Annotated in this window: 10 protein-coding genes; all 10 read left to right on the top strand. The window is 69.7% G+C overall.

Annotated elements, in window-relative coordinates; all coding sequences use genetic code 11:
- Nucleotides 1–443 precede the first annotated feature (443 nt).
- From AC07ZS_RS05695 to AC07ZS_RS05650, 10 genes are read left to right on the top strand one after another with little or no spacing between them, the layout of a single operon-like run.
- Entirely contained in the window at nucleotides 444–1,319 is an 876-nt protein-coding gene (locus tag AC07ZS_RS05695) for a branched-chain amino acid ABC transporter permease (RefSeq protein ID WP_494797609.1), read from the top strand.
- A 10-nt stretch (nucleotides 1,320–1,329) separates the two neighbouring features.
- A complete protein-coding gene (locus tag AC07ZS_RS05690) occupies nucleotides 1,330–2,415 on the top strand; it encodes a branched-chain amino acid ABC transporter permease (RefSeq protein WP_494797608.1) in 1,086 nt (361 codons plus the stop codon).
- Nucleotides 2,412–3,224, top strand: a complete 813-nt coding sequence (locus AC07ZS_RS05685; protein ID WP_494797607.1) for an ABC transporter ATP-binding protein — start codon at nucleotides 2,412–2,414, stop codon at nucleotides 3,222–3,224. Before AC07ZS_RS05690 ends, AC07ZS_RS05685 begins: the two co-directional genes overlap by 4 nt.
- A complete protein-coding gene (locus AC07ZS_RS05680; RefSeq protein ID WP_382158020.1) occupies nucleotides 3,221–3,994 on the top strand; it encodes an ABC transporter ATP-binding protein in 774 nt (257 codons plus the stop codon). The genes AC07ZS_RS05685 and AC07ZS_RS05680 overlap by 4 nt, the downstream gene beginning before the upstream one ends.
- Nucleotides 3,995–3,999: 5 nt before the next feature.
- Nucleotides 4,000–5,844 (top strand): AMP-dependent synthetase/ligase, encoded by a 1,845-nt coding sequence (locus AC07ZS_RS05675; protein WP_494797606.1) that lies wholly within the window; start codon nucleotides 4,000–4,002, stop codon nucleotides 5,842–5,844.
- A 21-nt stretch (nucleotides 5,845–5,865) separates the two neighbouring features.
- Nucleotides 5,866–7,032, top strand: a complete 1,167-nt coding sequence (locus tag AC07ZS_RS05670; protein WP_494797605.1) for an ABC transporter substrate-binding protein — start codon at nucleotides 5,866–5,868, stop codon at nucleotides 7,030–7,032.
- A gap of 5 nt (nucleotides 7,033–7,037) precedes the next feature.
- A complete protein-coding gene (locus tag AC07ZS_RS05665; protein ID WP_494797604.1) occupies nucleotides 7,038–8,225 on the top strand; it encodes a lipid-transfer protein in 1,188 nt (395 codons plus the stop codon).
- Nucleotide 8,226: 1 nt separating this feature from the next.
- Nucleotides 8,227–10,986 carry a winged helix-turn-helix domain-containing protein gene (locus tag AC07ZS_RS05660; protein ID WP_494797603.1) on the top strand — a complete coding sequence of 920 codons (2,760 nt, stop codon included), beginning with the start codon at nucleotides 8,227–8,229 and terminating at the stop codon, nucleotides 10,984–10,986.
- Between the two features lie 16 nt (nucleotides 10,987–11,002).
- Entirely contained in the window at nucleotides 11,003–12,139 is a 1,137-nt protein-coding gene (locus AC07ZS_RS05655) for an acyl-CoA dehydrogenase family protein (protein WP_494797602.1), read from the top strand.
- 52 nt (nucleotides 12,140–12,191) lie between these two features.
- The gene (locus AC07ZS_RS05650; protein WP_494797601.1) at nucleotides 12,192–13,127 is read left to right on the top strand and encodes an AraC-like ligand-binding domain-containing protein; all 936 of its coding nucleotides are present in this window, start codon (nucleotides 12,192–12,194) and stop codon (nucleotides 13,125–13,127) included.
- Nucleotides 13,128–13,174 lie beyond the last annotated feature (47 nt).

The raw sequence follows: 13,174 nt of genomic DNA, 5'->3' as shown, positions 1-13,174 counted from the left end.
GGGGTGGGCGCGCCACCTTGGGCGCAACCGCGAATGGAGCGCCTGCGCCCGGCCACCCGCACCATCGACCCAGTGACAGGTAGGCGCGCCAAGGCGGAACCCGAATTCACCTTTCGATTGAACGGGTCGCCCTCTCGACGGATGGTGGGGTTCGCGGGCGCAGGCGCCGATTCGCGGTTGCCACAGAGGGTGTGTGAAACAACGGTGTTGATGAAGTAACTCTGGAGCGCTCGGGCAGTCGACCGCGAGCAGCGCCGGAGAACGCGGACCACGCCAGCCGTCAGCGCGAAGTCCACCGAACGAGAGAAAGATGGGATTCGTCGGATAGGACGATATTCCGAAGCACGGCGCTTCCTACGATCCCGGCAACCCCCGCAAAAGAGCGGGCCCACAACGATGCCCCGCGTGCACAACGCACCGCAGGGCCGCCGACGGAGACCCAGTTGCTCATCCTTCAAATCCTCGTGGCAGGCATCGCGCTAGGCTGCGTCTACGGCTTGATCGCACTCGGTTTCGTGCTGATCTACAAGGCCACCGAAACCGTCAACTTCGCCCAGGGCGAACTCATGATGCTCGGCGCCTTCATCTGCCTCGCGTGCATGGGCCCCCTCGGCATGCCCTTCTGGCTCGCCGCCGTCGCCGCTGTCGCCGCCATGGCCCTCGTCGGCCTGGGCCTGGAGCGCGCCGTCATCCGCCCCGTGCTCGGCCAGCCTGCCTTCTCCATCGTCATGCTCACCATCGGCGTCGGCTACGTCGCCCGTGGCGGCGTCACCATGATCCCCGGCATCGGCACCGACACCCACACCCTAGCCGCTCCCTACAAAGGCGAAGCCGTCGAACTCAGCGGCCTCGTGCTCGCCGGCGAACAGGTCCTCATCATCGCCGCCACCGCCGCCCTCTGCGCCGGCCTCTGGCTCCTGTTCCGCTTCACCCGCGTCGGCATCGCCATGCAGGCCTCCTCGCAGAACCAGCTCGCCGCCTACTACATGGGCATCCCGGTGCAGAAACTCAACGGCCTCGTCTGGGCCCTCGCCGCCGCCGTCGCCACCGTCGCCGGCATCCTGCTCGCGCCCATCACCTTCGTGCACGTCAACATGGGCTTCATCGGCCTCAAGGCCTTTCCCGCCGCCATCATCGGCGGCTTCAGCAGCCTGCCCGGCGCCATCGTCGGCGGCCTCGTCATCGGTGTCGTGGAAGCCCTCTCGGGCTTCTTCCTGCCCGAAGGCTTCAAGGACGTGATGCCCTACGTGGTCGTGCTGATCATGCTCGCCGTGCGCCCCACCGGCCTGTTCGGCGAACGCGCCAGAAAAAAAGTCTGAGGCCGGCCCGATGCGATTCATCTTCAAGACCTCCTACGACCAGGACATCCACCTGGTTCGCCACGAAGGACAGCGCTTCTGGTACGGCCTGCTGCTCGTGGCCCTGCTCGCCGCGCCCTGGCTGCTGCCCGACTACTGGCTCGCGCAGCTCACCTTCGTCTTCATCTACGCCATCGTCGCCGTCGGCCTCATGCTGCTGGCCGGCTTCACCGGGCAGTTCTCCATCGGCCACGCCGCCTTCATGGGCGTGGGCGCCTACACCGAGGCCTGGCTGGCCGCGCGCGGCTGGCCCTTCCCGGTCTCGCTGGCCTGCGCCATGGGCCTGTCGGCGGCGGTCGGCGTGATCGTCGGCCTGCCGGCGCTGCGCGTCAAAGGCATGTACCTCGGCATCGCCACGCTGTCCTTCGGCTTCATCGTCGAAGAGGTGCTGGCGCGCTGGGAGTCGGTCACCGGCGGCAGCGCGGGCCAGAGCGTCAAGCCCATGGCCCTGTTCGGCTGGACCTTCGACTCGGACCGCTCCTTCTACTTCGTCTGCCTGGTCTGCCTGGTCTGCATGGTGCTCAGCACGCTGGCCGTGCTCAACCTGCTGCGCGCGCCCACCGGCCGCGCCTTCGTCGCCATCCGCGACTCCGAGGTGTCGGCGCAGAGCATGGGCATTCACCTGGCGCGCTACAAGTCGCTGTCGTTCGGCATCTCGGCCGCGCTCGCCGGCCTGGGCGGCGCGCTGTACGCGCACAAGATGACCTTCATCTCGCCCGACCAGTTCAACCTCGTGCAGTCCATCGACCTGCTGCTGATGGTGGTCATCGGCGGCCTGGGATCGATGCACGGGGCTTTCTTCGGCGCCATCTTCCTGATCGGCGCGCCGCAGGTGATCGCGCTGTTCAAGGACCTGCTGCCGCCCGCCATCGGTCAGGCCACCGGCCTGCAGGCCGTGGTCTACGGCCTGGTGCTGATCGCCTTCGTGATGTTCGAGCCCATGGGCATCCACGGCCGCTGGCTGAAGATCCGCACCTGGCTGGAGCTGTACCCGTTCTACCGGCGCGGCATGTTCAAGCGCCAGAAGAGCTTCCAGAAATCGGAGCGCTTGAAATGAACGACGACATTCTGCTTTCAGCCCGCAACCTCAGCGTGCGCTTCGGCGGCGTGCTCGCGGTGAACAACGTGAGCTTCGATGTGAAGCGCGGCGAGGTCTTCACGCTGATCGGCCCCAACGGTGCCGGCAAGACCACGGTGTTCAACCTGATCAGCCGCATCTACACCCCCACCTCGGGCACGCTGGCTTTCGACGGCCAGGCGCTGAATGCGGTGCCGCCGCACGAGGTGGCCCTGCTGGGCATCGCGCGCACCTTCCAGAACATCGAGCTGTTCGAGCACGCGACCGTGTTGCAGAACCTGCTGATCGGCCGCCACATCCGGCGCCGCACCTCGGTCTGGCGCGAGGCGCTGTTCGGCCCCGGCGTTCGCGCGGCCGAGCGCGAGACACGCGCCAAGGTGGAAGAAGTGATCGACATGCTGGACCTGCAGCACCACCGGGACTCGCTGGTGGCGGGCCTGCCGTACGGCGTGCGCAAGGTGGTCGAGCTGGCGCGCGCGCTGTGCATGTCGCCGAAGCTGCTGCTGCTGGACGAACCCTCGTCCGGCCTGAACAGCGAGGAAACCGGCGACATGGCTTTCTGGATCCAGGACATCGTGCGCGACCTGGGCATCACGGTGCTGATGGTCGAGCACGACATGGGCCTGGTCTCGCGCGTGTCCGACCGGGTGCTCGCGATGAACCAGGGCGAGGTGATCGCGGTGGGCGCGCCGGCCGATGTGCAGTCGCACCCGGCGGTGGTGGAGGCCTACCTGGGCAGCGTGGACGACGTGGCCTCGCTGCGCCGGCCGGTGGAGGTTTCAGCATGAGCGAGCCCGTTCTGACCCTGAACAACGTGGAAAGCGCCTACGGCCCGGTGAAGGCGGTGCGCGGCGTGAGCCTGAGCGTGCACGCCGGGCGCATCGTCACCGTGCTGGGCTCCAATGGCGCGGGCAAGACGACCATCCTCAAGACCATCAGCGGCATCCTCGACCCGCGCAAGGGCAGCATCCGCTTCGAGGGCGAGGACATCACCGCCGCCGATCCCACGCACGTGGTGCGCAAGGGGCTGGTGCACGTGCCGGAGGGGCGCGAGGTGTTCCCGCTGCTCTCGGTGCGCGACAACCTGCTGATGGGCGCCTACACCCGCAGCGACCGCGACGGCATCGCGCGCGACATGGAGACCGTGTTCGGCTACTTCCCGATCCTGAAAGACCGCGCCGCGCAGGACGCCGGCCTGCTTTCCGGCGGCCAGCAGCAGATGCTGGCGATTGCGCGCGCCATCCTCGCCGGCCCCAAGCTGATCCTGCTCGACGAGCCCAGCCTGGGCCTGAGCCCGAAGCTCACCAAGGACATCTTCGAGATCGTGGTGCGCATCAACCGCGAGCGCGGCACCACCATTCTGCTGGTGGAGCAGAACGCCAACATGGCGCTCAACGTGGCCGACCATGGCTTCGTGCTGGAGAACGGCCGCATCGTGATGGACGACAGCTGCGAGAACCTGCGCGAGAAGGACGACATCAAGGAGTTCTACCTCGGCATGAAGGAAACCGGCGCGCGCGGCGAGCGGCGCTGGAAAAAAAAGAAGAACTGGCGGTAACCCCCATGGCACAACTCTGGAACCTCGAATCCCTGCGGCCGCGCCAGCGCGAGCCGCTGCCCGGCGAGACCATCCCCGCCATGTTCTGGGCCGGCGTGGCGCGCCGCGCCGATCGCGTGCTGATGCGGCAGAAGACGCTGGGCATTTGGCGCGAATGGACCTGGCGCGAGGTCGGCGACACCGTGCGCGAGATCGCCCTGGGCCTGGTGGACCTGGGCCTGCGCCCGGGCGACACCGCGTCCATCCTCTCCAATACGCGGGTGGAATGGGTCTGGTGCGACCTCGCCGTGCTCAGCGCAGGTGGCGTGTCCAACGGCATTTACCCGACCGACGCGGCCGGCCAGGTGCAGTACCTGTGCGAGGACTCGTCCACCAGTGTGCTGTTCGTGGAGGACGAGGAGCAACTGGACAAGGCGCTGGAGGCGCGCGCCCACCTGCCGCGCCTGCGCTGCATCGTGGTCATCGACCCCAAGGGTCTGGAGCATTTCAGCGACCCGGGCGTGATCACGCTGGACGAGCTGCGCCGCCGGGGCGCGGCCCAGCCCGATACCCTGGCGCAGCGGGCCGGCGCGCGCCAGGCCGGCGACCTGGCGATCCTGATCTACACCTCCGGCACCACCGGGCGGCCCAAGGGCGCGATGCATTCGCATGCCAGTCTGCTGGCCACCGTGCGCGGGCTGGACGGCATCCAGCCGCAGGACGAGAACGACGAGCGCATGTGCTTCCTGCCGCTGTGCCATGTGGCCGAACGCGTGATCGGGCTGTATGCCTCGTTCTACAGCGGCACGCGCATGAACTTCGTGGAGAACCCCGACACCGTACCCGAGAACGTGCGCGAGATCGCGCCCACCGTGTTCGGCGGCGTGCCTCGGCTGTGGGAGAAGTTCTATTCGGCCGTGACCATCTCGGTGCAGGAGGCGGGTCGGGTGCAGCAGGCCCTGTACGCCTGGGGCATCGGCGTCGGCCACGAGGTGTCTGCCGCCGTGCTGGCGGGCCGGCCGGTGGGCCCATGGCTGCGGCTGAAGTACCGGCTCGCGGGCCTGGCCTCGCTGGACCACGTGCGGCGCTTCATCGGCATCCACCGCTGCCGCTTCCTCATCACCGGCGCGGCACCGATCTCGCCCGACCTGATCCGCTGGTACCTCGCGCTGGGCGTGCCCATGCTGGAGGCCTGGGGCCAGACCGAGTCGGGCGGCATCTCCACCATCATGCCGGCGCAGGCCATGCGCCCGGGCAGCATCGGCCGCGCCGCGCCCTGCAACGAGGTGCGCGTGGACCCGCAGACCGGCGAGCTGCTGGTGCGCGGGGCCAACGTGTTCATGGGTTACCTGAACCAGCCCGAGAAGACCGCCGAGGCGATCGACGCGGACGGCTGGCTGCGGACCGGCGACGTGGGCGTGGCCGACGAGGGCGGCTACTTCCGCATCACCGACCGCATGAAGGACATCATCATCACCGCCGGCGGCAAGAACATCACGCCCAGCGAGTGGGAGAACGAGCTCAAGTTCTCCCCCTACGTGACCGACGCCGTCGTCATCGGCGACCGGCGCGCCTACCTCACGGCCATCGTGATGATCGAACAGGAGAACGTCGAGAAGTTCGCGCAGGACCACGACGTGCCCTTCAGCAACTACGCCAGCCTGGCGCGCTCACCCGAGGTGCAGGCGCTGATCCGCGGCGAGATCGACAAGGTGAATGCCAAGTTCGCCCGCGTCGAACAGATCAAGAAGTTCTTCCTGCTCGAAACCCGCCTGGGCGCGGAGGACGAGGAGCTCACCCCCACGATGAAGCTCAAGCGCAAGCTGGTGCAGACCAAGTACGCCGAGCAGATCGAGGCCATGTACCGCTGACTACCTGAAAGGACCGTTCCAATGAAGACGTTTTCCCTCCTCGCCGCCGCGCTGCTGGCGCTCTGCGGCACGGCCTCGGCCCAGTCGCTGGGCGTGAGCAAGGACGAGATCCGCATCGCCACCATCCCCGATCTCTCGGGCCCGCTGGCCGGCTACGGCAAGGACATCCGCAACGGCATGCAGCTGCGCGTGGCCGAGATCAACGAGCAGGGCGGGGTGCACGGCCGCAAGATCACGCTGCTGGTGGAAGACGCCGGCTACGACCCCAAGCGCACCGTGCTGGCCGCGCAGAAGCTGGTCAACCAGGACAAGGTGTTCGCGATCGTGAGCACCTTCGGCACGGCGCACGCCAACGCGGCCATGCCCATCATGTTCTCCAAGCACGTGCTCAGCCTGTTCCCGCTCTCGCTCTCGCGCGACATGTACGAGCCCCTGCACAAGTACAAGTACGCGCTGATCGCTTCCTACTTTGACCAGATGGCCGTCGTGGTGCCCAAGCTGTACCGGGAGAAGGGCGCGAAGAAGGCCTGCGCCATCTACCAGGACGACGACTTCGGCACCGAGGTGCTCAAGGGGGCCGAGGCCGGCCTGGAGAAGGTCAACGCCAGGTTGGAGGAAAAGGCCAGCTTCAAGCGCGGCGCCACCGACTTTTCCTCGCAGGTGGCGCGGCTGAAGGCCGCGGGTTGTGACTTCATCGTCATGGGCACGCTGATCCGCGAGTCGGTGGGCACCATCGCCGAGGCCCGCAAGCTGCAGTTCAACCCGGTGTTCGTCGCCACGTCCTCCGCCTACACCGACCTGATCCCGCGCCTGGGCGGCAAGGGCATGGACGGTTTCTACGCCGCCACCACCGCGCAGCACCCCTACCTGGACGACGCCTCGCAGCCGCTGCGCTTCTGGGCCAACAAGTACCAGACGCGCTTCAACGAAGCGCCGACGACCTTCTCGACCTATGGCTACACCATGATCGACCTGTTCGCCCGCGCGGCGCAGAAGGCCGGTCCGGCGCTCACGACCGAGTCGTTCGTCAAAGCGATGGACAGCCTGGGCAACATCCCGGGCGACCTGTTCGGCAACCCGCCGATGTCGTTCTCGCCCACCAAGCACCTGGCGTCGGACGCCTCGCGCCTCTCGCAGATCCAGGACGGGCGCTGGAAGGTGGTGTACGACTACGCGCAGATGAAGTGAGCCCCATGAGCCGGAATGTGTTTGTGACGGGCGTGGGCATGGTGCCATTCACCAAGCCCGGCGCCGGCGACCCCTACCCCTTGCTGGGCGCGGCGGCCATCAAGGCCGCGCTGGCCGACGCGGGGGTGGACTACCAGTCGGTGGACCAGCTCTACGCCGGCTTCGTCTACGGCGACTCCTGCTGCGGCCAGGCGGCGGCCTACCACGTGGGCCTGACCGGCATCCCCGTCGTCAACGTCAACAACAACTGCGCCACCGGCTCCACCGCGCTCTGGCTGGGCCGCCAGGCCATCGCCAGCGGCGAGGCCGAGTGCGTGCTGGTGGTGGGCTTCGAGCAGATGCAGCGCGGCGCGCTGGCGGCGCACTTCACAGACCGACCCGACCCCTCGCAGCGCCTGCTCGACGTGATGGCCGACACCCAGGGCCGCGACGAGGCCGCGCCGATCGCCGCGCAGCTCTTCGGCGGCGCGGGCCGCATGCACATGCAGCTCTACGGCACGCGGGCCGATACCTTTGCGCGCATCGCGGTGAAGGCGCGGCGGCACGCGGCGAACAACCCCAACGCCATCTTCCGCGAGCCGATCACGCTGGACCAGGTGCTGGCCTCGCCCTCGGTGTTCGATCCCCTGACCCGGCTGCAATGCTGCCCGCCGAGCTGCGGCGGCGCGGCGGCGGTGCTGTGCTCCGAGGCCTTCGCGAAAAAGCACGGGCTCAACCGCCAGGTGCGCATCGCCGGGCAGGCGCTGGTGACCGACGGCAACAGCAGTTTCGACGAGAACGACATGCGCAAGCTGGTCGGCTTCGACATGACACGCCGTGCGGCCCAGCGCGTCTACGAACAGTCGGGCATCGGCCCGGGCGACGTGCCGGTGGTCGAGCTGCACGACTGCTTCACGGCCAACGAACTCATCACCTACGAGGCCCTGGGCCTGGTGGAAGAGGGCGGGGCCGAGCGCTTCATCCTGGACGGCGACAACACCTACGGCGGCCGCGTGGTCACCAACCCCTCGGGCGGCCTGCTGTCCAAGGGGCACCCGCTGGGCGCGACCGGGCTGGCGCAGTGCGCCGAGCTGGTGTGGCAGCTGCGCGGGCAGGCCGGGGCCCGGCAGGTGGATGGCGCGAAAGTGGCCTTGCAGCACAACCTGGGCCTGGGCGGGGCCTGCGTCGTTACGATGTACGCAAGGACGGGATGACATGGCAACCGAAGGCGCGCGACTGAGACTGGTGAGCACGGCGACCGAGGCCGTGGACGAGGCCGCGCGCGGCTCGCCGCTGGCGGCCAAGCTCAACCCGCCGCTGCCCACGGCTTTCGAGATCGTGCGCGCCGAGGTCGGCGAGAAGATCTTCAGCGCCGGTTCGGCGCGGCTGGTGCTGCTGCGCGCGCCGGCGGGCTTCGGCAAGACCACCGTGATGCTGCAGGTGCGCCACCGTTTCGAGGAGGCCGGCCTGCCCACCGCCTGGCTCACGCTGGACCGTGCGGACAACGACGTGGGCCGCTTCCTCACCGTGCTGGCCGCCGCGCTCGAACCGCTGGTGCCCGGCCTGGCGCGCGCGCGCGGCGCGCCCGTGGGCAACCTGGAGGAGCTGGCCTTCTCGGTGATCGACCACGTGGCGGCGCACCCCGCGCCGTTCGCGCTCTTCCTCGACGACTTCGAGGCCTTGCAGAACCCGGTGGCGCTGGGCCTGGTGAACGAGCTCATCGACCAGCTGCCGCGCGGCGCCCAGCTCATCGTGGGTTCGCGCGGCGCGCCCGAGCTGAGCCTGGGCCGGCTGCGCGCGCGCGGCCGCCTGCTGGAGATCGACCCGGCACAACTGCGCTTCTCGGTCAGCGAGACCGAGGGTTTTCTGCGCGAGCGGCGCGGCCTGGTGCTGGAGAGCGAAGACATCGTGCGCCTGCACCGCAGCACCGAAGGCTGGGCGGCGGCGCTGTGGCTGGCCTCGGTCTCGCTCGAGCACCGCGACCACCCGGGCCCCTTCATCGCCGGCTTCACCGGCTCCAACGCCGCCGTGGTGGACTACCTGGTGGAAGACGTGCTGGCGCGCCAGACCGAGGACGTGCGCGGTTTCCTGCTGCGCTCCAGCGTGCTCGCCGTGCTCAACGCCTCGCTGTGCAACCTGATCTGCGGGCGCGAGGACAGCGCCGCCATGCTGCGCTCGCTGGAGCAGTCGCACCTGTTCCTGATTCCGCTGCAGCCTGAGGGCAGCGGCTACCGTTACCACGGCATGTTCGCCGAGTTCCTGCGCGCGCAGCTGCAGCGCCAGTACCCGGACGAGGTGCCGGGCCTGCACCGCGCGGCGGCGCGCTGGTTCCTGGGCCAGGGCCGGCCGGTGCCCGCCATCGAACACGCGCTGGCCGCCGGCGACGTGCGCACCGCGCTGCCGCTGCTGAACCAGCACGCGCAGGCCCTGCTGGACCAGGGTCGCATGCGCCTGCTCTCGCGCTGGCTGGACCCGCTGCTGGAGCGCGGCCTGCTCGACGAACACCCCATGCTGCAGGTGGTGCACGCCTGGGCCGTGTGTTTCGCGCGCGGGCCGCTGGCGGCCGCGCCCCTGCTGGAGCGGCTGGAGCGCCGCGCCGACCCGGACGAGGAGGTGGGCGCGCACCGGCTGGCCATGAAGCCGCTCTTCATGGTGCTGACCGACCGCACCGACGAAGCCACCGAGCTGGCCTCGGCCCTGCTGGGCGCATTGCCCAGCCACGTGAGCTTCGTGCGCGGCTTCCTGGAGATCATCCTGGCCAACCTGGCGATGATTGCGGGCCGCTACCACGAGGCGCTGCGCTACGCCGACGCCGCGCGCAGCCGCCAGCCCGAGCACCGCAGCAGCTTCAACTTCACGCTCTCCGAAGCCGCCGAGGCGGCGGTGGACCTCACGCAGGGCCGGCTGCGCAAGGCGCTCGCGCGCCTGCGGCTGGCCGTCAATGCCGGCACGCACGACGCCGGGCGCACCACCAACGGCAACGCCATGGCCGGCGTGCTGCTGGCCGAGGCGCTGTTCGAGGCCGACCAGCTCGACCAGGCCGAGCGCCTGCTGGCGGTCTACATCCCGCTGATCCGCCACGTCGGCATTCCGGACCAGCTGATCCTGGCCCACGTGGTGATGGCGCGCATCGCGCAGGACCAGGGCGACAGCGACCACGCGCTGCAGTTGCTGGCCGAGCTGGAGCACCTGGGCCACCGCGACGGCCTGCCGCGCGTGGTGGCCGGCGCGCGGCTGGAGCGCGTGCGCATGCTGGTGACCGAAGGTCGGCTGGGCCGCGCGCGCGCCGAGATCGACCACTGCGGCGACAAGGCGCTGTGGGCGCGCGTGAGCCGCTCGTCCTTGCGTGCCAACGAGGTCGAGACGCTGGCGCTGGCGCACGCGCGCTGGGCCGTGCAGGCCGGGCACGCGGCCGAGGTGGTGGCGGAGTTGCGCGCCGAGGTGGACGCGGCCGAACGCGCCCAGCGCGAGCGCCGCGCCATGACACTGCGCCTGGTGCTGGCGCAGGCCCAGTACAAGCTGGGCGAGCGCAACCGCGCCATGCGCGTGCTGGCCAAGGCCGTGTGCTTCGGTGCCGCCGAGGGCTATGTGCGCGCCTTCCTGGTGGAAGGGCCGCTGTTGCTGGTGATGCTGCAGGAACTGCGCAGCGGGCCGACCGACCTGCTCGATGCCGACGGCGGCGCGCCCATCGCCTTTCTGGACAGGCTGCTGCGCGCGCCCGTGGCGCCGCTGCCGCCGCCTGCCGTGGCCGGCGCGGCGACGCCGTCGGCCAGCGCCATCGATGCGCTGACCAAAAAAGAACTGCAGGTGCTGCGCCTGGTGGCCGAAGGCCTGTCCAACGACCAGATCGGCGAGCGCATGTTCGTGGCCGAAACCACCATCCGCACCCACCTGCGCAACATCAACGTGAAACTCGACACCCGCAACCGCATGGAGGCCGTGCAGGTCGCCCGGCGCGCGGGCTGGCTGGCCTGAGAAAGCTTTTATTCCCATGATGCAACGCGAGATCTTCCAACCCGAACACGAACTTTTCCGCGAGACGGTGCGCCGTTTTCTGCAGGCCGAGGTGGCGCCGCAGATCGAGCACTGGGAGGCGCGCGGCGGCTTCGGGCACGGCTTCTTCGAGGCGGCTGGCGCGGCCGGCCTGCTGTGCCCCACCGTGCCCGAGGCCCTGGGCGGGCCGGGCGCCGACCTGCTGTACTCCGCCGTGCTGCTGGAGGAGGCCGCGCCTTACAGCAACTTCGGCCTCTCGCTCACCATGCACTCGGAGATCGTCACCAACTACCTGCTGCACTTCGCGGGCGAACACCTGCAGCAGCGCTGGCTGCCGCGCATGGTGACGGGCGAGGTGATCGGTGCGCTCGCCATGACCGAACCCGGCGCGGGCTCGGACGTGAAGGCGGTGCGCACGACGGCGGTGCGCGAGGGCGATGTGTTCGTGCTCAACGGCTCCAAGACCTTCATTTCCAACGCCACGGTGTGCGACCTGGTGATCGTGGTCGCCAAGACCGACCCGGCCGCCGGCGCCAAGGGCGTGAGCCTGCTGGCGGTGGACACCACCTTGCCCGGCGTGCGCAAGGGCCAGCCGCTCAAGAAGATGGGCCTGAAGTCGCAGGACACGGGCGAGCTGTTCTTCGAGAACGTGCGCGTGCCGGCCGACGCCCTGCTGGGCGAGGAGAACCAGGGCTTCGTCTACCTCATGCGCGAGCTGCCCTGGGAGCGGCTGCAGATCGCGATCTCGGCCATCGCCGCCGCCGAGGCGGCCTACCGCTGGACGCTGGACTACGTGCGCGAGCGCAAGGCCTTCGGGCAGGCGGTGGCCGATTTCCAGCACACCCGCTTCGTGCTGGCCGAGCTCAAGACCGAGATCCAGATCGGCCGCACCTTCGTCGACCACTGCCTGGCGCTGCTGCTGCGCGGCACGCTGGACGCGCAGGCCGCCTCCATGGCCAAGTACTGGACGACCGACCTGCAGGGCAAGGTGGTGGATGCCTGCGTGCAGCTGCACGGCGGCTACGGCTTCATGGCCGAGTACCCGATCGCGCGCGCCTACGTGGACGCGCGGGCGCAGCGCATCTACGGCGGCACGAACGAGATCATGAAAGAGCTGATCGCGCGCGATCTGTAGCCGGGTTTTCCGGGCTTGCCTGCCAGGGGGCGGGCGTGCCATGCTGGATGCCATGAACACCCCGCTGCGCCGCTGGAGCACCGAGGCCGCCGGCGCCGGGCGGTCCCTGGACTACTGGGTGGAGGCGGTCTGCGAAGGCTTTCTGGAGATGGACGTGCGCAGCCGCGCGCCGCAGCGCTTCGACGCCGCGCTGACGTCGGCCCCGCTGGGCGAACTGCAACTCAACCGCGTCGAGGGCAGCGCGCAGGACGTTTACCGCACACCCCGGCACCTCTCGCGCGGCGGGCCGAATTTCTTCTACCTGCTGTGCAAGGCCGATGAGCCCTGGGCCGGCGCCCAGGAAGAGCGCGGCGCGCGGCTGGCGCCGGGCGACTGCCTGCTGGTCGATTCGCGCCGCCGCTACGAGTTTCACTTTCCCACCCGTTGCGACACGGTCTCGCTGCAGCTGCCATCGGACTGGGTCGAGCGCTGGATGCCCGACCCGGCGGCCGCCTGCGGGCGCGCGCTGGACGGCCGCAGCGGCTTCGGTGCCGCGCTCTCGGCCTTCGCGCGCCAGCTGCAGCCGGAGCTGGCGCTGGCGCCACCGCTGCCACCCGCGCTGCTGGCCGATCAGCTGGGGGCGCTGCTGGCGCTGGCGGCCGGCACCGAGGTACCGCTGGCCCGTCCCGGCCTGGCCGCGCGCATCGCCGACGCGGTGCGCGAGCGCCACGCCGAGCCCGGGCTCACTGCCGCCGCCGTGTCCGCCGGCCTGGGCATTGGCGAGCGCAGCCTGCACCGGGGGCTGGCGGCCCACCAGCACACGTTCGCGCAGCAGCTCATGGCCTGCCGCATGGACAGCGCGCGCCGCCTGCTGGCCGACCCGCGCTTCGACCGACTGACGGTGGCCGAAATCGGCCGCCGCGTGGGCCTGCTCGACCCCTCGCATTTTGTGCGCGCCTTCCGCAGTGCCACCGGGCAGACGCCGGGTGCCCTGCGCCGCCAGCGCTGACGCTCAGCGGCCATGGGCCTGGCCGGCAGCGGCCATCCGCAGCCGCC

Source organism: Hydrogenophaga sp. GW456-12-10-14-TSB4 (genome assembly GCF_059424305.1).
The sequence above is the reverse complement of the archived record's forward strand: the minus strand, read 5'-3'. Positions and strand labels throughout refer to the sequence as shown.

Coding starts and splice junctions, on each gene's coding strand:
- AC07ZS_RS05660 (WP_494797603.1), top strand. CDS start 8,227: ATGGCAACCGAAGGCGCGCGACTGAGACTGGTGAGCACGGCGACCGAG.
- AC07ZS_RS05675 (WP_494797606.1), top strand. CDS start 4,000: ATGGCACAACTCTGGAACCTCGAATCCCTGCGGCCGCGCCAGCGCGAG.
- AC07ZS_RS05685 (WP_494797607.1), top strand. CDS start 2,412: ATGAACGACGACATTCTGCTTTCAGCCCGCAACCTCAGCGTGCGCTTC.
- AC07ZS_RS05650 (WP_494797601.1), top strand. CDS start 12,192: ATGAACACCCCGCTGCGCCGCTGGAGCACCGAGGCCGCCGGCGCCGGG.
- AC07ZS_RS05670 (WP_494797605.1), top strand. CDS start 5,866: ATGAAGACGTTTTCCCTCCTCGCCGCCGCGCTGCTGGCGCTCTGCGGC.
- AC07ZS_RS05655 (WP_494797602.1), top strand. CDS start 11,003: ATGATGCAACGCGAGATCTTCCAACCCGAACACGAACTTTTCCGCGAG.
- AC07ZS_RS05690 (WP_494797608.1), top strand. CDS start 1,330: ATGCGATTCATCTTCAAGACCTCCTACGACCAGGACATCCACCTGGTT.
- AC07ZS_RS05680 (WP_382158020.1), top strand. CDS start 3,221: ATGAGCGAGCCCGTTCTGACCCTGAACAACGTGGAAAGCGCCTACGGC.
- AC07ZS_RS05665 (WP_494797604.1), top strand. CDS start 7,038: ATGAGCCGGAATGTGTTTGTGACGGGCGTGGGCATGGTGCCATTCACC.